Genomic DNA, 19,517 nt, shown 5'->3' with positions numbered 1-19,517 from the left:
TGGAAAGCAGGGCGGGCGTTCAGGCCTCCGCTCTCACCGACGGTGAAAGTCGGCATGCCCTTCGTGATGGGGGGCACGCCGGTGAAGCTCTCAGGTTGAGATGACAGAGGGGGAGGCCGTTCGGGCACCCGCGCCGTGGTGCCCCTCGCAGGTCGCAATGACCAGGAGGCCTCCGCCATGACCGCCAACCGTATTCCGCTCTCCCAGCTGGAGCAGGGAATCCCCTTCGAGCAGCGCCATATCGGTCCGGATGAAGCAGCGCAGGCCAAGATGCTCGCGCAGGTCGGGTACGGCTCGCTCGACGAGCTGACGGCGGCCGCGGTGCCGGACGTGATCAAGAGCGCCGAGGCACTCGATCTTCCCGGGGCCCGCACCGAGGCCGAGGTGCTCGCCGAGCTCCGCTCCCTCGCGGACCGCAACCAGGTCCTCGACTCGATGGTCGGACTCGGCTACTACGGCACGTTCACGCCGCCCGTCATCCTGCGCAACGTCATGGAGAACCCGGCCTGGTACACGGCGTACACGCCCTACCAGCCGGAGATCTCGCAGGGCCGGCTCGAGGCGCTGCTCAACTTCCAGACGATGGTCGCCGAGCTGACCGGTCTGCCGACCTCTGGCGCCTCGCTGCTCGACGAGGGCACGGCCGCCGCCGAGGCCATGGCACTGTCCCGGCGCATCGGCAAGGTCAAGAACGGCGCCTTCGTGGTCGACGCGGACGCGCTGCCGCAGACCATCGCCGTGATCCAGACGCGCGCCGAGCCGACCGGTGTCGAGGTCGTCGTCGCGGACCTGTCCGAGGGCATCCCGGCCGAGGTCGCCGAGCGCGGCGTCGTCGGCGTCCTGATCCAGTACCCGGGCGCCTCGGGCGCTGTGCGCGACATCAAGCCGGTCATAGAGCAGGCCCACGAGCTGGGTGCCGTCGTCACGGTCGCCGCCGACCTGCTCGCCCTCACGCTACTGACCTCGCCCGGCGAGCTCGGCGCCGACATCGCCGTCGGTACGACGCAGCGCTTCGGTGTCCCGATGGGCTTCGGCGGTCCGCACGCCGGCTACATGGCCGTCCGCGAGAAGTTCGCCCGCAGCCTGCCCGGTCGCCTCGTGGGCGTCTCCGTCGACGCCGACGGCAACAAGGCGTACCGCCTCGCCCTGCAGACCCGTGAGCAGCACATCCGGCGCGAGAAGGCCACCAGCAACATCTGTACCGCTCAGGTGCTGCTCGCCGTCATGGCCGGCATGTACGCCGTCTACCACGGGCCCGACGGCCTCAAGGGCATCGCGCGGCGCACGCACCGGTACGCGACGCTGCTCGCCGAGGGCCTCAAGGCCGGTGGGGTCGAGGTCGTCCACGGTGCGTACTTCGACACCCTGACCGTGAAGGTCGCGGGCCGGGCCGCCGAGATCGTGGGCGCCGCGCGCGAAGGGGGCGTCAACCTCCACCTCGTGGACGCCGACCACGTGTCGATCTCGTGCGACGAGACCACGACGCGTACCCAACTGGGCGCCGTCTGGACCGCGTTCGGTGTCGACGCCGATGTCGAGGCGCTCGACGCCGCGGCCGAGGACACGCTGCCCGCGCGCCTTCTGCGGGGTGACGACTACCTGACGCACCCCGTGTTCCACGCGCACCGCTCCGAGACCTCGATGCTGCGCTACCTGCGCAAGCTGGCCGACCGTGACTACGCGCTCGACCGCGGCATGATCCCGCTGGGCTCCTGCACGATGAAGCTCAACGCGACGACGGAGATGGAGCCGGTCACCTGGCCCGAATTCGGCCAGCTGCACCCCTTCGCGCCCGCCGAGCAGGCGCAGGGCTACCTCACGCTCATCCGTGAGCTGGAGGAGCGCCTCGCGGAGGTCACCGGCTACGACAACGTGTCACTCCAGCCGAACGCGGGTTCGCAGGGCGAGCTGGCCGGTCTGCTCGCCGTCCGCGGCTACCACCGCGCCAACGGCGACGACCAGCGCACCGTCTGCCTCATCCCGTCGTCCGCGCACGGCACGAACGCCGCGAGCGCCGTGATGGCCGGCATGAAGGTGGTCGTCGTGAAGACGGCCGACGACGGCGAGATCGACGTCGTGGACCTGCGCGCCAAGATCGAGCAGTACGCCGACGAACTCGCCGTCCTGATGATCACCTACCCGTCGACGCACGGCGTGTTCGAGGAGCACGTCGCCGACATCTGCGCGCAGGTGCACGACGCCGGCGGTCAGGTCTACGTCGACGGCGCCAACCTGAACGCCCTGGTGGGCCTTGCCAAGCCGGGCCACTTCGGCGGCGACGTCTCGCACCTCAACCTGCACAAGACGTTCTGCATCCCGCACGGCGGCGGCGGTCCGGGCGTCGGCCCGGTCGGTGTCCGCGCGCACCTCGCGCCGTACCTGCCCAACCACCCGATGCAGCCCGCAGCCGGTCCCGAGACCGGCGTCGGTCCGATCTCCGCGGCGCCGTGGGGCTCCGCGGGCATCCTGCCGATCTCGTGGGCGTACGTGCGTCTCATGGGCGGCGAGGGCCTCAAGCGGGCCACGCAGGTCGCGGTGCTCAGCGCCAACTACATCGCCAAGCGTCTCGAGGCGCACTTCCCGGTGCTGTACACGGGCCCCGGCGGCCTCGTCGCGCACGAGTGCATCATCGATCTGCGCCCGATCTCGAAGGCGACCGGAGTCAGCGTCGACGACATCGCCAAGCGCCTCATCGACTACGGGTTCCACGCGCCGACCATGTCGTTCCCGGTGGCCGGGACGCTCATGATCGAGCCGACCGAGAGCGAGGACCTGACCGAGCTGGACCGGTTCTGCGAGGCGATGATCGCCATTCGCGGGGAGATCGAGAAGGTCGGTTCGGGCCGGTGGCCCGCCGAGGACAACCCGCTGCGCAACGCCCCGCACACCGCGGCCGCGCTCGGCGGCGAGTGGGAGCACGCGTACACCCGCGAGGAGGCCGTCTTCCCCGCCGGTGTCGTGGCCGCCGACAAGTACTGGCCGCCGGTGCGCCGCATCGACCAGGCGTACGGCGACCGGAATCTCGTCTGCTCGTGCCCGCCCATGGACGCGTACGAGGACTGATACACACGCTGACATGCGTCAGGGCCGGTTCCGGGTTCTCCCGGGGCCGGCCCTTTCGTACTGGGGACGCCGTCGGCGTCCGGATCCGCTCAGGCCGCGGTCACGTGCACCGGGCGGTGCGGAGCGATGATCTGGCCGTTGGGCAGCAGCTCACCGGTGTCCTCGAAGAGCAGGACGCCGTTGCAGAGCAGGCTCCAGCCCTGTTCGGGGTGGTGGGCCACAGGGAGCGCGGCCTCCCGGTCGGCGGAGTCTGCGGACGGGCACGGCGGCTGGTGCTGGCACATTGATGGGATCTTTCCCTGTGGAGTGATGTCGGTGATAGGTGCGATGTCGCGGTCTGTCCTGCGGCTCGAAGCGTTGTTCATGGCCGCCCCCCGTTTGTCGGTCGGTCCGGAACCCAGTGTTGCCCCACGGGCGTGAATCCGCAGGTATTTCGTCGCAGCGGTCCTCACTGGATGAGGACGCGTCACCCGTGCGGACGGTTCACCCCAACTCCACTGTCCCTTCGGGTGGTTCGAGGTGGCCTGACCGGGCTAGTCCGGACGGGCGGGCGAGGGCACGGCTGCGCCCCGCGACCGGTTGGCGTCGGCAGCGGGGCGCGGGCGCGTCAGACGACCCGGTTGCGTCAGGCGGGTGAGCCCAGGAGGGGCGCCGGGGTCAGTCGATGGGTGAGAACGGGCAGCAGTTCGGCGACCCGGTGCGGGCGGTGGGCGGCGATGCCGGGCGGCGCGGGCGCGAGCGGGACCAGGAGGTCACTGGCCGCGGGATGTCCCGTGGAGGCGTCGGCGTTGCAGTCCCCGTGCAGCCACAGCGTGAGCATGTACAGCTCCGGGACCGAGAGCAGGCGCGGCTGGTAGGCAGCGGGCAGGGACTCGGCCTGACGCAGCGCGCGTTCGGTGGCCGCGACGTAGGGGCCCTCGAAGAAGTGCGAGAACGCCCAGCCGTCGGCGGTCAGGATCGTGTCGGCGGCGGCGACCGCCCGCTCTCCGCAGCGGATCAGGAAGCGCCAGCCGGCGAGCCGGGTCGGTGAGGGGCCCGCGCTGCCCGTGACCCGGTCCAGTACGTGGACGGGCAACGGGAGTTCGGGGCTCGCCGGTCCTTGGGCGGAGCGCAGGGAAGGGGTGCGGGCCTCGCGGACTGCGGTGGGGGAACCGAGGGCCGTGAGGACGGTGCGCAGGGCAGGCGCGGGAGCAGGAGGGACATGCAGCGGCATGGTGGGTCGCCTCTCATTCGACAGGCACAGTGGATCGAGAGCGTGGCGGGACGAGCGGACGGCGCTGTCTGCTGACCGGGCCAGAGGGGGCGGGGCAGGTACCGCGAGCGCCAACTCTCTGCCTCGTTCGCGGAGTTTATACGACACGTGTTCACGCAGTGTTTCGGCTAGCGGTCGCCAAAATGCTCGGCAAGGCGTTATTCGGTCGCCGAGATGAGGTGAATCTACCGATTTTTTGCGCGGCCCGATCCGTGACCTCGTAATCTTCACGGCGAGCGGACGGCCGATTCTCATCGGTGTTTATCACCAGGCTAGGTGGAACCTGGTCTTCGACATGCCGCATGCCTCGTGAATGTGCCCCGTGACAACTGCTGTGAGCCTACTCGCCGACGGCGGGGAGCGGGGCGTTATCGATCACATTGCCTGGGCATCATCCACCGAGACACAGCGGCCGGGTGGCCGGGCCGCCCAAGCGAGGAGGGATGCTTCCATGGGGGAGAAGGTCGTGGCGGGCGCGTTCGACCTGTCCGATCGACGGCACTACCGCAGGAAGTTGCAGCAGTGTCTGGCGGGGCTCGCGAGGCTCCTGGAAGAGCAGCGGTTCGACCGTCCGAGGAATCTGATGGGCCTGGAGATCGAGTTGAATCTCGCTGGGCCCGACGGCATGCCGAAAATGATGAATGCGCAAGTTCTCGAGCGCATCGCGAGCCGCGATTTCCAGACCGAACTCGGTATGTTCAATCTGGAAGTGAACATTGCCCCTCACCGATTGGAGGGCCGCGTTCTCGACCGGCTCGCCGAGGAGCTCAGGACGGGCCTCGCCTATGCCCACCGGAAAGCGAACGAGGTGGACGCCGGGATCGTGATGATCGGTATTCTCCCGACACTCGTGCCCGATGATCTCGTCTCCGCGAACCTGTCGGACGTAGACCGCTACACCCTCCTCAACGACCAGATCGTGGCCGCGCGCGGCGAGGACTTCGTGCTCGACATCGACGGGGTGGAGCACCTGCGCTGCAGCTCGAGGTCCATAGCGACCGAAGCGGCGTGCACCTCCGTGCAGTTGCACCTCCAGGTCACGCCCGCCCGCTTCGCCGATGTGTGGAACGCCGCGCAGGCGGTGGCCGCCGTGCAGGTCGCGGTCGGCGCCAACTCGCCGTTCCTGTTCGGACATGAGCTGTGGAGTGAATCGCGGCCGCCCCTGTTCGAGCAGTCGACCGACACCCGCCCGCCCGAGCTCCAGGCCCAGGGGGTGCGGCCGCGCACCTGGTTCGGCGAGCGCTGGATCAGCGGCGCGTACGACCTCTTCGAGGAGAACCTGCGCTACTTCCCGCCGCTGCTGCCCCTGTGCGACGAGGAGGAGCCGCTGCGCGTCATCGACGACGGCGGAGTGCCGGCGCTGGGGGAGCTCGTCCTGCACAACGGCACCGTCTACCGCTGGAACCGGCCCGTGTACGGCGTTGCCGACGGAAAGCCGCACCTGCGCGTGGAGAACCGCGTCCTGCCCGCGGGCCCCACCGTCACCGACGTCATCGCGAACGTCGCCTTCTACTACGGCGTCGTACGCGCCCTCGCCGAGGACGCCCGCCCGGTCTGGACCCGGCTGCCCTTCGACGCCGCGGCCCGCAACTTCGACGAGGCGTGCCGGCACGGGATCGACGCGCGCCTGGACTGGCCGCGCCGGGGCCGCTTCGGCGGGGTCGAGAAGGTGCCCGCCGTGACACTCGTAAGGGACGAGCTGCTGCCGCTGGCCGCCGCCGGGCTCGACGCCTGGGGGGTCGAGGCGGCCGACCGTGACTTCTACCTCGGGGTGATCGAGGAGCGCTGCCGGCGACGGGTCAACGGGGCCTCGTGGCAGGCGGCGACCTTCCACCGCGCGCTGGAGAGCGGCCTGGAGCGCGACGCGGCGCTCGCGGCGACCACCCGGCGCTACTGCGAGCTGATGCACGTCGGGGACCCGGTGCACACCTGGCCGGTGGGACTCCCGGCGCCGGCGGTGCAACTGGGCTGACGGGTATGACGGTTGAGCCCAGCCAGCCAGCCAGCCAGCCCAGCCAGCTCTGTCAGCCCTTGGCGCCCGCCTCCACGATCGCCTTGAGGATCACCGCGTGGATCTGGGCCGGGTCGCTGACCTGGTGACCGGAGCCGCCGGTGGCCCCCGAGATCTGCTCGACCTCGTCCTTGTCCGCGTCCGGGCCGACCGCGATGGCGATGAGCGGTACCGGGTGCTGCGGGTCGGCGAGGCTCTGGAGCCGCGAGACGAGGCTGCTGCGTGAGATCGAGCCGGGGTCCTGGTTCGCACCGTCGGTCACGACCACGAGAGCGTTGAACTTGCCGCTCCGGTAGGACGAGGTGGCCTCCTTGTAGGCGGCCAGCGTCGTGTCGTAGAGACCTGTGGCGCCGCCCGGGACGGGCTGGAGGCCGCTGAAGGCCTCGGAAAGTTTGTCGCGCTGGGTGCCGCCGCCCTTGCGGTCGCCGAGGCGTCCGGTGGGTACGAGCTTGCGGTAGTCGCGGTTCCCGTCGAGGAGGGTGGCGAACTCCCACAGGCCGATCTCGTCCTCGGGTGTGAACGTGGCGAGCGCCTGGAGCATCGACGCCTTCGTGACCTCCATGCGGGACTGGTCGCGGCCCGGCACGTGGTTCGCCATCGAGGCGGAGGCGTCCACGACCACGGTGATCCGTGCGCTCTGCACCGTGATCGTCCACATGCCGAGGGTCTCCTGGAGCTCCTGGTCCGTGGGCGGCTCGGAGTCCGGCGTCGCGTACGGCTGCGGACTGCGGCCGCCCGCCCCGGCGACCAGCGCGTCCGAGGGCTCCTCGTCGTCCGTCCTGAAGCCGTGCCCGTCCAGAATCCGGAGGCCGGCGTCCTCGCCGAGCAGGGTCATGAGGCGGATCGCCGCCCGCCGCTCGTCCGTCGTCTCGGTGCCTTCGTCGACCAGGGCGAACGGGTAGTCGAGCTGCGGCGAGCCGTCCTTCGGGTAGAAGAGGTCGAGCCCGTCCTTGTCGCCCGCGGTCGCGTTGTACCGGAACGAGGACTGCTCGGAGAGGATCAGCGCCTGGTTGCGGCGCGGATTGCCCTGCTCGGTGCCGGAGGAGTCGCGCGCGAGGGTGTCGGTCAGCCGGCCGTCGCTGTCGGTGGTGCGCTGCGAGAGCGCCTTGGCCATGGCGGCGGCCTGCGTGTCGTCCCCCGACCCGGACTTCTTGGCGGAGGCGCCCAGCTGCGTCAGGGCGAGGAGACCGGTCGCGCTCCGCGCGGGGTCGGCCGTCCCCAGCCGCAGCTTGTCGCCCTCCATGGCCGCGCCGGTCAACTGCGCCCAGGTGTACTGCTTCGCGGGCCAGCCCATGCTCTTCGCGGACGACGGCACCATGCTGATGCCGATGGGGGAGGAGGCTATGTTGCCCATCGCCGTGACCGGGGTGGCGTTTCCGCCGAGGCCGGCGCGCTGGATCCACAGACTCGAATCCGGCACCCAGGCCTCGTACTGCGCGGTGCTCTTCCCGCCCTTCCGCAGGGAATCGGCGATCTTGTACGAGTCGCCTGCCTGCACACGGGTGTCGAGGCACTGTCCGTCGGAGGTCAGATGCTTCTTGCGGGCGAGGTCCGCGGCGTCGCGCAGCGCGGGTGCGACGTCGGGCGAGGCGACGACGTCGAGGTGGACCGTCCTGCCGTCGCAGGTCCCGCCGAAGGAGAGCAGGCCGCTCCTGGCCGCCAGAGCCGTGCCCCCGGCGACCACGAGGACCAGCGCCGTGGCAATGGCCATGGTCCGGCCGCGCGTGCGTGTGCGGGGGCCGACCGCGTCCGTCCCATACTCGTCGGGCAAGCTGTGACGTCCCATGCGGTGGTGCCCTTCCTTCGGCCCGGCCCGACGGAAGGGGAGAGGTACACCAAAGAACGGCCTTCGTCCCCCCGGCCTGTCGCGCGCGATCTTCGTACCTGTATTCGAGACCCTAGCGGGGCGGCGTGGGGGATGAGGCGGGATTACTCAACTGGAGGCAGGTGTGCAGGCGGAGGCGGGTGCGGTGGCTGATTCTTTTCCGAGAGAGCGGCTCTCGCGACGGATTCTCCGGAACGAGACACTGCTCGTTCTGGCGCTCTCACTCGGTGCGAGCGGAGTGTCCGCGCTGATCAGCTTCGTCGGGTCGGTCACCAAACCGGGGGGTCTGAAGGACCAGGCGGCGACCCTGAACGCCTCGGCGGCTCCCGGGCGGCCGTGGCTCGATCTGGCATGGCAGTTGTTCGGGATCGCGAGCGCGCTCGTCCCGGTCGCGCTCGTCGCGCATCTGCTGCTGCGCGAGGGCGCCGGGATGCGGACGATCGGCTTCGACCGTACGAGACCGGTCTTCGACGCGACCCGCGGTGCGGTGATCGCGGCGGTCATCGGCAGCACGGGCATCGCCTTCTACCTGGCGGCCCGGGGCCTCGGCTTCAACCTCACGGTGGTGCCGGAGGCGCTGCCCGACGTGTGGTGGAAGTACCCGGTCCTGGTCCTCTCGGCGATCCAGAACTCCGTCCTGGAAGAAGTGATCGTCGTCGGCTATCTGCTGCGCAGGCTGGGGCAGTTGGGCTGGACGCCGGGCACGGCGATCGTGGCCAGTTCGGTGCTGCGCGGCTCGTACCACCTCTACCAGGGCATCGGTGGCTTCTTCGGGAACCTCGCGATGGGCCTGGTCTTCGCGTATCTGTACCGGCGGTGGGGGCGGGTCGGGCCGCTGGTGGTGGCGCACTCGCTGCTCGACATCGGTGCGTTCGTCGGATACGCGCTGCTCGCGGGGAAGGTGGGGTGGCTGCCCACGGCGTGAGGTCGGGGCGGTGCCTGGTGCAGGGTGCCGGACACAGGGGGCGTACGAGATCTTCGTACGCCCCCTGCGGCGTGCTAGGCGAGCAGGTCGCCCTCGATGACCGTGACGGCGCGGCCGGTCAGCAGGGTGCGGGGGCCGCGCAGTTCGGTGCGGACGAGGCCCGTGCGGGCGGAGGCCTGGAGGCCGGTGAGTTCGGCGCGGCCGAGGCGTGCTGACCAGAACGGCGCGAGAGCCGTGTGGGCACTGCCGGTGACCGGGTCCTCGTCGATGCCGAGGCGCGGGAAGAAGCAGCGGGAGACGAAGTCGTAGCCGCCGTCGGGGTCCGCGGCGCGGGCGGTGGCGATGACGCCGGCCTCAGAAAGGGCGGCGAGTGCCTTCAGGTCGGGCGTGAGGGCGCGCACGGTCTTCTCGTCCGCGAGCTCGACGAGCAGGTCGCCGACCTGTCGGCCGGGGTCGTGGACCGAGAGAGGCTCGGCGCCCAGGGCGGCCGCGACGCCCTCGGGGCTGTCGACACGGGTCAGGGGCGCGGTGGGGAAGTCGAGTGTGATCGTGCCGTCCTCGCGCGGGGTCGCGACGAGCACGCCGCTTCGGGTGGCGAAGCGGACCGGCTCGTCGGCCGCGCCGGTGCTGTGCAGCACGTGCGCGGTGGCCAGGGTGCCGTGGCCGCACATGTCGACCTCGGTCTTGGGGGTGAACCAGCGCAGCGCCCAGTCGGCGTCGCCGCCGGGGGGCAGCGGGTGGGCGAAGGCCGTCTCGGCGTGGTTGACCTCGGCGGCGATGTCCTGGAGCCGGGCGTCGTCAGGGAAGGCGTCGAGGAGCAGCACGCCGGCCGGATTGCCGGCGAAGGGGCGGTCGGTGAAGGCGTCCACGATTCGAATGCGCATGGGCTGACGCTATGGGGACGGCGAACGCGCGGGCCAAGGCCAATTCGGGAGAGCTGGACCGGCAGGGGGTTGCCAGCCGAACAGTCCCGATATATCGTTGACGCATCGCGACCGATCAACGATGGAAGGAATGATTGCGATGCGTTCCCATGGCTACGAGCATGAACACGGACACGGACATGGACAGTGCGGGCCCGGCCATCCCGGTCGGGGCGGCTTCGAAGGACGGCGCGCCGCCTTCGGCCCCTTCGGGCCGGGCTTCGGCCCCGGACCCTGGGGCGGCGGGCGTGGCGGCCGGGGCGGCGGACCTCGCGGAAGGGCACGGCGCGGCGACGTACGCGCGTCGATCCTGGCCCTCCTGAAGGACCGTCCGATGCACGGCTACGAGATGATCCAGGAGATCGCCGAGCGCAGCGGCGGGGCATGGAAGCCCAGCCCGGGTTCGGTGTATCCGACCCTCCAGCTGCTCGAGGACGAGGGGCTGATCGTCAGCGAGAGCGAGGGCGGCAAGAAGCTGTTCTCGCTCACCGAGTCGGGCCGTTCCGCGGCCGACGAGGGACCCGACGCCCCTTGGGAAGAGGCCGGGCGCGGGGTCGACTGGGACACCCTGAACGAGATCCGGCAGGCCGGTTTCGGTCTGATGGAGGCGTTCGGGCAGGTCTGGAAGACCGGCAGCAAGGAGCAGCGCGAGAAGGCGCTGACCGTCATCAACGACGCCCGCAAGAAGCTGTACCTGATCCTTGCCGACGAGGACTGAGGTCCGCCGGGGCCGATGCCCCGTACCGGCAGACGAAGGCGCCCCGCACGAGCGTGCGGGGCGTCTTCGCGTGTTCGCCCGCGTCTCAGGCGACGAGGCCGGCCAGCTTTCGCAGTGACTCGTTGAGCGCGGCCGTCGCCGAGTCCTTGAGCTTGCCCGCCATCAGGGACATCGCGGCGCCGGTGAACTCACCGTCGATGCGGACCGTCGTGGCGTCGCCGTCCGCGGTCAGGGTGTAGCGCGTGCCGACGTTGACGCCCATCGGCCCCTTGCCCCGGATGGCGAGGGTGCGGGTGGTCTCCAGGTCCTCGACGGTCCAGGTCACCTCCGCGGGGAAGCCCATGAGCTTCATGTTCTCCTCGAAGGTGCCCCCCACTTCGAGCGCCGTGGGGGCGCCCTTCGGGAAGCTCGTGTGCGTGGCGTTCCACTCCCCGTACGCGGTGAAGTCGGTGAGCTGGGCCCAGACCTTCTCCGCGGGTGCTCCGATCCGTGCTTCCGCGCTGACTTCGGCCATGCGGCCACCCCTTCTCGACGAGAGCTGCGGCGGGCGCAGCCGTGGTGTCGCGGAAAGTAGCCTCAGGGCCGCGAACATTCAATACTGATGAACTGTCAGAAAGTGGCGGGAGTGCACGGGGTCAGTCGAGCTTCTCGATGACGGCCGCGTCGAAGAGGTCCGACGCCCGCGGGAACGGCCCCTCGTCGTGGCAGTGCCAGGCGTCCCAGAACAGGTCGGCGAGCAGCGCGTCGTCGGGTGCGTACACCCGGTACACGTACTGCCTGCCGTCGATCGCTGGCAGGGCCACGAGCCAGCACCTGCTCTCCATACTTGTGAAGGACGAGTTCCGGTATGTCTGCGGTTGCGTGAAGGGCGCGATGCAAGGCGGCGCGCCCCTGCGGGTAAAAAGGGCGCGATCTCATCCGTAAGGAGGAGAACCCGGTCAGGCGTGCCCACCTTGTGTCGGACGTGGAAATGCTTCCCGCCGGGGATGCCCGGCCGGACAGGGGCTGATGAGGTGGGAGATGTGCAAAGCCCTACCCCGTCCGAGGCCGCGGCAAGCGGCCACAGTCGTACAGATGTTGACGCCAGGCTCAGTCCCGAGCTCGCCTCGGTGGTGGCCGGCGCGCGCCGCAGAGCCGTGCGTGACGGGGACCGTCAGATCGACACCGCGCACCTCCTGCACTCGCTCCTGGAGACCGACCCGCAGGTGCGCGAGGCGTTCGACGGCGGACCGCAGCTCGCCCGGCTCCTCGGCTATCTCGTGCAGCGGAGCATCGGGTACGGGCTCCAGTGGCAGGGCACGGTCGAGGACTCGGGCGCCGTGCCCGTCGTGACGGGGCTCGGCTGGTCGCCCGCCGCGGCGGCCGCGATGGAAGCCGCGCTCGACCGCGCCGAGCGTCGCGGCGACCCGCGTGCGCGCGGGATCGATCTCCTCACCGCGCTCGCGGCGGACCGCGAATGCCGTGCGGTCGAGGTGCTCGGACGGGCCGGTGTCGATGCGGAGGGCCTCCGGCGGCATGTCGAGGCCGGGTGCTGAGGCGGGCGGTCACTGGTTGAGGCCTGGCTTCGCGCTGAGGTTCGGCTCGGTGTTGAGGGTGGTCCTGTTCGAGGCGGGGCCTTCGAGTTGATGCTCGGCTCTGTTCGGGGCGCGGCTCTTGAGGCCGCGCCCCCGTTCGTCATGCCCGTCGCGTCCGGCACGTGAGACAGGGGTCATCGGGGATGACGGTCATGACGTCGGCTGTCATGATGTGCCGGTGCATGCGTCTCAGGGGATTCAGGCGAACCGCGGGCGAGGTGTCGGACTGGGGCTCGCCCTTGTCTCGGCGCTCGCCTTCGGCGGTTCGGGAGTGGCGGCGAAGCCGCTGATCGAGGCGGGTCTCGACCCGCTCCACGTGGTGTGGCTGCGCGTCGCGGGCGCCGCGCTCGTCATGCTGCCCGTCGCCTGGCGGCACCGCTCCCTGGTCGTCCAGCGGCCCGCGCTGCTCGCCGGTTTCGGCCTGCTGGCCGTCGCCGGTGTCCAGGCCTGCTACTTCGCCGCGATCTCCCGTATCCCCGTCGGCGTCGCGCTCCTCATCGAGTACCTCGCCCCCGCGCTCGTCCTCGGCTGGGTGCGGTTCGTGCAGCGCAGGCCCGTGACGCGCGCCGCCGCGCTCGGCGTGGTCCTCGCCGTGGGCGGTCTCGCCTGCGTCGTCGAGGTGTGGGCGGGCCTCAGCGTCGACCTGATCGGCCTGCTGCTCGCGCTCGCCGCCGCCTGCTGCCAGGTCGGCTACTTCGTCCTGTCCGACCAGGGCACCGACGCGGGGGACCGGGCGCCGGACCCGCTCGGTGTGATCGCGTACGGGCTGCTCGTCGGCGCCCTCGTCCTGACGGTCGTGGCGCGCCCCTGGGGCATGGACTGGTCCGTGCTCGCCGGCAGCGCCTCGATGAACGGCACTTCCGTGCCCGCGTGGCTGCTGCTCTGCTGGATCGTCCTGATCGCGACGGTCATCGCCTACGTCACCGGAGTCCTCTCCGTACGCCGGCTCTCGCCCCAGGTGGCCGGGGTCGTGGCCTGCCTGGAAGCGGTCATCGCGACCGTGCTGGCCTGGGTGCTCCTGGGCGAGCACCTGTCGGCGCCGCAGATCGTGGGCGGTGCGGTCGTCCTGGTCGGAGCGTTCATCGCGCAGTCGTCGGCTCCGGCGAAGCCCGAGGTCGTCGCCGTCGCCGGCGCCGGTGAGGCCTTCCAGGACAAGGCCGCCTCGGACGAGGCGGCGCAGCAGTCCGCCGACTCCCCGCAGACCCCGGACGAGGCGTTGTCGCGTCGCGGCAGCGCGAACTAAGGTGTTGATCATGCTCATGCATTCGCGCGCACTCGTGCTTCCGCCCCCGGCCGCGTAACGCGGGCGGTGGCCGCCCGGAGCATCGCCCTCCGGCGGCCCATCTGACGAAGATCCGGCTCGGGACGCCCCGAGCGGGTCACGGCTGCCCGCAGACGACAGTCCGTGTCCCTGCCCCGCCCCCGTCCATGGGGCGCGGAGGCCATTCTTCGTGGAGAACCACGTGTCGCACACTGTCGCGGCTGACTCAGCCGACCGCTCGTCCATCACGTCGCCCGCAGGGGCAGCGCCGCTGCTGCCCCTAGGGCGCGGGCTCCTTTACCTCGTCGTCGCAGGCGCCGCCTGGGGCACCGCGGGCGCGGCCGCCTCGCTGGTCTTCCGGGCCAGCGACCTCGGCCCCGCCGCCCTGTCGTTCTGGCGCTGCGCGGGCGGTCTCGCCCTGCTGCTCGTGGCGCGGACCCTGCGACCGCGCCGGACCCGGCCCGTGGCCGAACCGCGCCGGCGCAGAGCGGTGCGGATCGCCGTCACCGGGATCGCCCTGAGCGTCTTCCAGACCGCGTACTTCGCGGGGGTCCAGGCGACCGGACTCGCCGTCGCCACCGTGGTCACTCTCGGCGCGGGACCCGTACTCATCGCCCTCGGCGCGCGCCTGCTCATGGGCGAACGACTCGGTGGCGGCGGGCTGCTGGCCGTCCTGGGCGCGCTCGCCGGCCTCGCCGTGCTCGTGCTGGGCGGCGGGGGCGCGGCCGTGCGTCCCGCCGGGGTCGCCTGGGCCCTGGTCTCCGCGGCCGGGTACGCCGTGATGACACTGCTGACGCGGTGGTTCGGGCGGGACGGCCGCTCCGGCGATCAACTCGACACGTCCGTCCTGACGTTCGCCGTCGCCGCGGCGAGTCTGCTGCCGCTCGGCGCCCTGGAGGGCCTGGTGCCGCACACCTCCCAGCCGCTCCAGGTGCTGGGGATGCTGGTCTACATCGCGTCAGTACCTACTGCGCTCGCCTACGCCCTGTACTTCTCGGGCGCCGCGGTCGTCAGGTCCGCGACCGTCTCGGTGATCATGCTGCTCGAACCGGTGAGCGCCGCCGTCATCGCCGTCGCGCTCCTCGGCGAGCGGCTGACCGTGCCGACGGTGGCGGGCACACTCCTGATGCTGGCCGCGGTGACCGGGCTCGCCGTGGCCGAGGCGCGAGCGAGGTAGCCGGACCGGGGCTCCCCGGTGCGCGTGCCGACGCTCACCGGGGAAGGTCCGCCCTGAAAATGCCGTAGGAGCGCGCCCTACAGAACCGTCAGGTAGTCCGGCACCGCGATGCCCGGGGCGAGGTCGTCGGCCGGGATCGGTGCGCCGTGGCCCTTGGTCAGCGGGACGACGCCGGTCCAGTAGGGCAGGCCGAGGTCCTCGTCGTCGTCGTTCGGGCCGCCGGCACGGACCCGCGCGGAGACCTCCGCGAGGTCGAGGCGCAGGACGGACGTCGCCGCGAGTTCCTTGTCGTTCCCGGGACGCGAGTCCTGGGAACGGCCCGGCACCACGTGGTCGACGATCGCGTCGAGCGCCGTGCGCTTCTCGTCGCGGTCGGTCACCTGGTGGGCGAGGCCGTGCACCACCACGGAGCGGTAGTTGAGCGAGTGGTGGAAGGCGGAGCGCGCGAGCACCAGACCGTCGACATGGGTGACCGTCAGGCACACCTGGAGACCGGGGTCGGCGACGCCCGCCATGCGCTGGACACGCGCCCCCGTCGAACCGTGCACGTAGAGGCTCTCGCCGACGCGGCCGTACAGGGTCGGAAGGACGACGGGGGAGTCGTCACGGACGAACCCGAGGTGGCAGATGTACGCCTCGTCGAGTATCGAGTGGACCAGCTCACGGTCGTAGTACGTCCGCTCGCGCATGCGGGCCGGGACGGTGCGGTCGGTCGCCGGGTAGGAGGCGGAGGCGTCCCCGGAAGCGACGGTGCCGGGCTCGGATGCCACGCTCATTGCAATCTCCATTGCACTAGTGCATAATCTGCTTTGTGCTAGGAGAGTATCCGATCGAAGGACGGCGTGCAGCGGATATCGCCGCCAGCGTGGAGCGAGCGGTGGGCGGAGGTGACCTGCAGCCAGGGGAACTTCTGCCGCCGATGAGGGAGTTGGCCCAGCGCCTCGGGGTCAATCCCAATACGGTCGCGGCCGCCTATCGCACGCTGCGTGAGCGCGGAGTGATCGAGACCGCCGGGCGCCGCGGCAGCCGCGTGCGGTCCAAGCCGGCCACGACGGCCCGCGAGCGGATCCGCGTCGATGTGCCGGCCGGGGTGCGCGACGTCTCGAACGGCAACCCCGATACGGCCCTGCTGCCTCCGCTCGCCGAGGCCTTCGCCTGGGCGGCGGCGCAGGGCGACAAGGCGCCCGTCCTCTACGGAGACGGGCCTCTGGAGCCGGAGCTGGCACGCCACGCGCGCGTGGCCTTCGACGAGGACGGGGTCCCCGAGGGTCCTGTCGCCGCCGCGTCGGGCTCCCTCGACGCCATCGAGCGGGTCCTTGCCGCGCACCTGAAGCCGGGCGACGCCGTCGCCGTCGAGGATCCGGGCTGGGGCAGCCTGCTCGACCTGGTCCCGGCGCTCGGGCTGCGCACGGTGCCGGTCGGCGTGGACGACGACGGGCCGCTGCCCGACGAGGTGGAGCGTGCCCTGAGCGCCGGGGCGCGGGCCCTCGTGGTCACCGATCGCGCCCAGAACCCCACCGGCGCCGCCGTCACCGCGCCACGCGCGCGTGCGCTGCGCAAAGTCCTGGCTGCCCACAAGGACGTACTGCTCATCGAGGACGACCACGGCCACGGGATCGTCGACCTGCCCCTGCATCCGCTGGCCGGTGTGACGCGGCACTGGGCGTTCGTCCGTTCCGCCGCCAAGGCCCACGGGCCCGACCTGCGGATCGCCGTGCTGACGGGTGACGCCGTCACGGTCGACCGGGTCCAGGGGCGCCAGCGCCTCGGCCCCGGCTGGGTGAGCCGCATCCTTCAGCGGGCCGTCGCGCGGCTGTGGACCGAGGGGGCGGTGGACACCGGTGCCGTCGCCGCGTCGTACGGGCGACGGCGCGACGCGCTCATCGCGGCCCTCGCCGAGCGCGGGGTCGAGGCACACGGGCGCAGCGGCATGAACGTGTGGGTGCCCGTGCCGGACGAGACGGGGGCGGTCGCGCGGCTGCTGCACGCCGGGTGGGCCGTCGCGCCCGGGGCGCGCTTCCGGATGGGGGCGGCACCCGGGGTGCGGATCACCGTGTCCACGCTCGGCTCGGACGACATCGGCCCGGTGGCCGACGCCGTCGCGTCCGCCACCGGGCCGGCTCCCGCGCGCCGTTACGGCTGAGCGCCAGGGTCTTTCGTTCGGATCAGGCCAGGCCCCGCGAGCCCGGCCTGATCCGAACGGGAGCCCCTAAGGCCGAGGGGCGCGCGCACGGGACTGGGTGAGCGCCGCGCCCGCGAGCACGATCACCGCGCCGATCGGCGTGGACCAGGTCAGGGACTCGCCGAGCAGAGCGACTCCCGCGGCCGTCGCGATCACCGGGATGAAGTACGTGACCATCTGCGCCGTGGTCGGGCCGACCTCTGCCACCAGGCCGTACTGGATGAGGAAGGCGAGTCCGGTGCCGAGCGCGCCCAGGGCGACGATCGCGAGCAGGGGAACGATCGGGAAGTGAGCCGGGAGCGTCGTGAACACCGGTGTGACGACGGCCAGTTGGATCGTGGCCATCAGGAGCTGCGCGCCGGAGAGCGAGAGGTTCGAGTGGCCGGTCCCCGCCAGCGTGCGGCGCAGGTAGATCCAGCCGACGGGATAGCTCAGCGAGGCGAGCAGGGCCATCGCCGTGCCGCCCAGGTCCAGGCCGTGGAAGCCCTGCCACACCCCGAGGACCGTGAGCACACCCAGGAAGCCGATGCCGAGCCCGGCGACCCGGCGGCGCGTGGGCCGGTCCTCGGAGAGCGCCACCAGCGACAGGGCCATACCCCACAGCGGTGACGTCGCGTTGCAGATGCCGGCGAGTGTCGACGGGATCGTCTGCTCGGAGAATGCGAACAGCGAGAACGGCAGGGAGTTCAGCAGGAGCGCCGCCACCGTGATGTGCCCCCACGTCCGGATGCCGCGCGGCAGCCGCTGACGCTTCACGGCCATGGCCACGGCGAGCACCGCCGTACCGAACGCGAGCCGGCCCAGCGTCACCTGGAACGGCGCATAGCCCTCGGTGCCGACCTTGATGAGGAGAAAACTGAAGCCCCAGATCAGCGACAGGACGCCGAAGCGGACCCGCCAGTCGAGAGCGCGGCGCGGCCGCGCGACGGCACGGGACTCGGCAGAGGTCTCGGGAGACGTGGCGGCAGGGGGCTGGGCAGAGGTCTCGGCAAAGCTCTCGGAAGATGTGGCGGCAGGGGACTCGGACGGGATGCCGGAAGGCGCGGGGGACGGAGTCGCAGGAGGCGACGAGGAGGCGACGGTGCTCATGGGCGTAACGATGCCGCCCCACAACCTCTTAGTACAAGCGAGATCTGTTGCCTGATATCGCTTAGCATCGCTTACATGTTGAACCTGGAGCGCCTGCGCACCCTCGACGCACTCGCCCGCCACGGGTCCGTCAGCGGCGCCGCGGCAGGTCTGCACGTCACGACGTCCGCCGTCTCGCAGCAGATGGCCAAGCTGGAACGCGAGGTCGGGCAGCAGCTGCTCGCCAAGAACGGCAGGGGAGTGCGCCTCACCGACGCCGGGCGGCTGCTCGCCGAGCACGCAGGGCGGATCCTGTCCCAGGTCGAACTCGCGCAGTCCGACCTGGAGGCGCACCGCGGGCAGGTCGTGGGGGAGCTGCGGATCTCCGCGTTCCCGACGGCGGCCCGCGGACTCTTCCCGCGCGCCCTCGCCGCCCTGCGCGCGAAGCACCCGGGGCTGCGGCTGCGCTCGCAGGAGCTGGAGCCGGAACTGGCGGTCGCCGCGGTCGTGCGCGGCGACCTCGACCTGGCGGTCGTGCTCGACTGGTACAACAAGCCGATGCCGCTCCCCGACGGCCTCGTCAAGGCGGCGATCCTCGACGACCCCGCCGATGTCGCGATGCCGGCGGACCACCCCCACGCCGGGCGCCGCGAGGTGGGCCTGGAGGACTTCGCCGACGACGAGTGGATCACGTGGGGCGAGGGCGAGTTCTGCCACGAGTGGCTGCTCTTCACGCTGCGCGCCAAGGGCGTCGAGCCCCGCATCGCCCATCGCGCCGCCGAGACCCACACCCAGCTCGCTCTCGTCGCCGCCGGGCTCGGTGTGTGCGTGGCCCCGCTTCTCGGGCGCGATCCGGTGCCGGACGGGGTGGTGACCGTGCCGGTGCGCCGGCGCGTACGCCGCCACGTCTACGTCGTGTGGCGGGCCGACGCGGACCGACGGCCGTCGATCAGGGCGGCGGTGAAGGAACTCCGGAGCGTGGGCGCGAGCCTGGGCGGGGACGTCGCCCCAGGAGGAGGCTCCCCGAGTGAGAGCTAGAGCGACGCCAGCTTCCTGAAGTCCCACGACGCGATCTTGTCCGGTGTGAGCCGGGCCCAGGCGTGCCGGCCGTCGTGGACCATCTCGTCCATCGCGAAGTTCTTCCGGGCGAACAGCCGCTCGGGGACGTCGAGTTCGGGTACGGGCTCGCCGGTGCGCGGGCTCTCCCCGACGAACTCCACCGTGCCGGACAGCTCGGCGCCGCGCAGCTCCCCGTACTCCTCGCCCGCGTCGATCACGACGGCGATCCGCGGGTCCTTGAGGAGATCGGCCCAGCGGCGGCTGCGCGTGATCGAGTACAGCCACAGGCAGGCGCCGTCCCATACGAACCACAGGGTGCTGGCGTGCGGGGAGCCGTCGCGCGAGACCGTGGCGACGCGGCAGGTGCGCTGGGACTGCAGGAACTCGTCCAGCTCGGCCGGCGTCATCATGATCCTGCGGCCCCGACGCTGTGTGACGGCCATGCGTACTCCCCTTCGCGGGCTTGTGGCTGACGGTAT

The 19,517-nt window shown here is 71.3% G+C and carries 18 protein-coding genes; 9 read left to right on the top strand and 9 right to left on the bottom strand.

Going from position 1 to position 19,517, the window contains the following annotated elements; translation table 11 throughout:
- The first annotated feature begins 177 nt into the window (after positions 1-177).
- Positions 178-3,063, top strand: a complete 2,886-nt coding sequence (gene gcvP, locus ACIPWY_RS22805; protein ID WP_393702934.1) for an aminomethyl-transferring glycine dehydrogenase — start codon at positions 178-180, stop codon at positions 3,061-3,063.
- A gap of 89 nt (positions 3,064-3,152) precedes the next feature.
- Here the strand turns inward: gcvP and ACIPWY_RS22800 are convergent, their stop codons facing one another.
- A complete protein-coding gene (locus tag ACIPWY_RS22800; protein WP_362909903.1) occupies positions 3,153-3,347 on the bottom strand; it encodes a DUF5999 family protein in 195 nt (64 codons plus the stop codon).
- 341 nt (positions 3,348-3,688) lie between these two features.
- On the bottom strand, positions 3,689-4,276 hold the full coding sequence (locus ACIPWY_RS22795) for a hypothetical protein (RefSeq protein WP_362909905.1): 588 nt from the start codon (positions 4,274-4,276) through the stop codon (positions 3,689-3,691).
- A gap of 490 nt (positions 4,277-4,766) precedes the next feature.
- Between ACIPWY_RS22795 and ACIPWY_RS22790 the strand changes: the two genes are divergently transcribed.
- Positions 4,767-6,287, top strand: a complete 1,521-nt coding sequence (locus ACIPWY_RS22790; protein ID WP_393702932.1) for a glutamate--cysteine ligase — start codon at positions 4,767-4,769, stop codon at positions 6,285-6,287.
- A 52-nt stretch (positions 6,288-6,339) separates the two neighbouring features.
- Here ACIPWY_RS22790 and ACIPWY_RS22785 read toward each other — a convergent pair whose 3' ends face one another.
- Complete coding sequence (locus ACIPWY_RS22785) at positions 6,340-8,112, bottom strand: substrate-binding and VWA domain-containing protein (RefSeq protein WP_393702930.1); 1,773 nt, start codon at positions 8,110-8,112, stop codon at positions 6,340-6,342.
- Between the two features lie 163 nt (positions 8,113-8,275).
- On the opposite strand from ACIPWY_RS22785, the gene ACIPWY_RS22780 reads away from it, so the two are divergent.
- A complete protein-coding gene (locus ACIPWY_RS22780) occupies positions 8,276-9,076 on the top strand; it encodes a CPBP family intramembrane glutamic endopeptidase (protein WP_362909911.1) in 801 nt (266 codons plus the stop codon).
- Between the two features lie 74 nt (positions 9,077-9,150).
- On the opposite strand, the gene ACIPWY_RS22775 is transcribed toward ACIPWY_RS22780, so the two are convergent.
- Entirely contained in the window at positions 9,151-9,960 is an 810-nt protein-coding gene (locus ACIPWY_RS22775) for a PhzF family phenazine biosynthesis protein (protein ID WP_393702928.1), read from the bottom strand.
- A gap of 139 nt (positions 9,961-10,099) precedes the next feature.
- Here ACIPWY_RS22775 and ACIPWY_RS22770 point away from each other — a divergent pair, with 139 nt between their 5' ends.
- On the top strand, positions 10,100-10,717 hold the full coding sequence (locus tag ACIPWY_RS22770; RefSeq protein ID WP_393702926.1) for a PadR family transcriptional regulator: 618 nt from the start codon (positions 10,100-10,102) through the stop codon (positions 10,715-10,717).
- Positions 10,718-10,802: 85 nt separating this feature from the next.
- On the opposite strand, the gene ACIPWY_RS22765 is transcribed toward ACIPWY_RS22770, so the two are convergent.
- Both ACIPWY_RS22765 and ACIPWY_RS22760 read right to left on the bottom strand, forming a co-directional pair.
- Positions 10,803-11,231 carry an SRPBCC family protein gene (locus ACIPWY_RS22765; RefSeq protein ID WP_401534630.1) on the bottom strand — a complete coding sequence of 143 codons (429 nt, stop codon included), beginning with the start codon at positions 11,229-11,231 and terminating at the stop codon, positions 10,803-10,805.
- Between the two features lie 121 nt (positions 11,232-11,352).
- Positions 11,353-11,541 (bottom strand): hypothetical protein, encoded by a 189-nt coding sequence (locus ACIPWY_RS22760; RefSeq protein WP_362909918.1) that lies wholly within the window; start codon positions 11,539-11,541, stop codon positions 11,353-11,355.
- Between the two features lie 198 nt (positions 11,542-11,739).
- Between ACIPWY_RS22760 and ACIPWY_RS22755 the strand changes: the two genes are divergently transcribed.
- From ACIPWY_RS22755 to ACIPWY_RS22745, 3 genes are all read left to right on the top strand, one after another.
- Positions 11,740-12,252 carry a Clp protease N-terminal domain-containing protein gene (locus ACIPWY_RS22755; protein WP_393702923.1) on the top strand — a complete coding sequence of 171 codons (513 nt, stop codon included), beginning with the start codon at positions 11,740-11,742 and terminating at the stop codon, positions 12,250-12,252.
- Between the two features lie 211 nt (positions 12,253-12,463).
- Positions 12,464-13,534: an EamA family transporter gene (locus ACIPWY_RS22750; protein ID WP_362909922.1), complete on the top strand. Its 1,071-nt coding sequence runs from the start codon at positions 12,464-12,466 to the stop codon at positions 13,532-13,534.
- A 262-nt stretch (positions 13,535-13,796) separates the two neighbouring features.
- A complete protein-coding gene (locus ACIPWY_RS22745; protein ID WP_393702959.1) occupies positions 13,797-14,729 on the top strand; it encodes a DMT family transporter in 933 nt (310 codons plus the stop codon).
- A 77-nt stretch (positions 14,730-14,806) separates the two neighbouring features.
- Here the strand turns inward: ACIPWY_RS22745 and ACIPWY_RS22740 are convergent, their stop codons facing one another.
- Positions 14,807-15,505, bottom strand: a complete 699-nt coding sequence (locus tag ACIPWY_RS22740; protein ID WP_362909924.1) for a pyridoxamine 5'-phosphate oxidase family protein — start codon at positions 15,503-15,505, stop codon at positions 14,807-14,809.
- Positions 15,506-15,540: 35 nt separating this feature from the next.
- Here ACIPWY_RS22740 and ACIPWY_RS22735 point away from each other — a divergent pair, with 35 nt between their 5' ends.
- Positions 15,541-16,872 (top strand): aminotransferase class I/II-fold pyridoxal phosphate-dependent enzyme, encoded by a 1,332-nt coding sequence (locus ACIPWY_RS22735; protein ID WP_393702918.1) that lies wholly within the window; start codon positions 15,541-15,543, stop codon positions 16,870-16,872.
- Positions 16,873-16,938: 66 nt separating this feature from the next.
- Here the strand turns inward: ACIPWY_RS22735 and ACIPWY_RS22730 are convergent, their stop codons facing one another.
- Complete coding sequence (locus ACIPWY_RS22730) at positions 16,939-18,000, bottom strand: DMT family transporter (protein ID WP_393702916.1); 1,062 nt, start codon at positions 17,998-18,000, stop codon at positions 16,939-16,941.
- A 75-nt stretch (positions 18,001-18,075) separates the two neighbouring features.
- Between ACIPWY_RS22730 and ACIPWY_RS22725 the strand changes: the two genes are divergently transcribed.
- Positions 18,076-19,017, top strand: coding sequence for a LysR family transcriptional regulator (locus tag ACIPWY_RS22725; RefSeq protein WP_389551404.1), 942 nt, complete (start codon positions 18,076-18,078; stop codon positions 19,015-19,017).
- Here ACIPWY_RS22725 and ACIPWY_RS22720 read toward each other — a convergent pair.
- On the bottom strand, positions 19,014-19,481 hold the full coding sequence (locus ACIPWY_RS22720) for a pyridoxamine 5'-phosphate oxidase family protein (RefSeq protein WP_393702914.1): 468 nt from the start codon (positions 19,479-19,481) through the stop codon (positions 19,014-19,016). The two genes, ACIPWY_RS22725 and ACIPWY_RS22720, sit on opposite strands and share 4 nt — an antisense overlap.
- Positions 19,482-19,517 lie beyond the last annotated feature (36 nt).

It is taken from the genome of Streptomyces sp. NPDC090032 (genome assembly GCF_044748025.1).
In the GTDB taxonomy this organism is placed as follows: Bacteria; Actinomycetota; Actinomycetes; order Streptomycetales; family Streptomycetaceae; genus Streptomyces.
This window is presented reverse-complemented; position numbering and strand designations above follow the sequence as displayed.

Bases quoted from the DNA above. Each gene is read 5' to 3' on its own strand.
- gcvP (WP_393702934.1), top strand. From the start codon at position 178: ATGACCGCCAACCGTATTCCGCTCTCCCAGCTGGAGCAGGGAATCCCC.
- ACIPWY_RS22800 (WP_362909903.1), bottom strand. From the start codon at position 3,347: ATGTGCCAGCACCAGCCGCCGTGCCCGTCCGCAGACTCCGCCGACCGG.
- ACIPWY_RS22795 (WP_362909905.1), bottom strand. From the start codon at position 4,276: ATGCCGCTGCATGTCCCTCCTGCTCCCGCGCCTGCCCTGCGCACCGTC.
- ACIPWY_RS22790 (WP_393702932.1), top strand. From the start codon at position 4,767: ATGGGGGAGAAGGTCGTGGCGGGCGCGTTCGACCTGTCCGATCGACGG.
- ACIPWY_RS22785 (WP_393702930.1), bottom strand. From the start codon at position 8,112: ATGGGACGTCACAGCTTGCCCGACGAGTATGGGACGGACGCGGTCGGC.
- ACIPWY_RS22775 (WP_393702928.1), bottom strand. From the start codon at position 9,960: ATGCGCATTCGAATCGTGGACGCCTTCACCGACCGCCCCTTCGCCGGC.
- ACIPWY_RS22770 (WP_393702926.1), top strand. From the start codon at position 10,100: ATGCGTTCCCATGGCTACGAGCATGAACACGGACACGGACATGGACAG.
- ACIPWY_RS22765 (WP_401534630.1), bottom strand. From the start codon at position 11,231: ATGGCCGAAGTCAGCGCGGAAGCACGGATCGGAGCACCCGCGGAGAAG.
- ACIPWY_RS22760 (WP_362909918.1), bottom strand. From the start codon at position 11,541: ATGGAGAGCAGGTGCTGGCTCGTGGCCCTGCCAGCGATCGACGGCAGG.
- ACIPWY_RS22740 (WP_362909924.1), bottom strand. From the start codon at position 15,505: ATGAGCGTGGCATCCGAGCCCGGCACCGTCGCTTCCGGGGACGCCTCC.
- ACIPWY_RS22730 (WP_393702916.1), bottom strand. From the start codon at position 18,000: ATGAGCACCGTCGCCTCCTCGTCGCCTCCTGCGACTCCGTCCCCCGCG.
- ACIPWY_RS22725 (WP_389551404.1), top strand. From the start codon at position 18,076: ATGTTGAACCTGGAGCGCCTGCGCACCCTCGACGCACTCGCCCGCCAC.
- ACIPWY_RS22720 (WP_393702914.1), bottom strand. From the start codon at position 19,481: ATGGCCGTCACACAGCGTCGGGGCCGCAGGATCATGATGACGCCGGCC.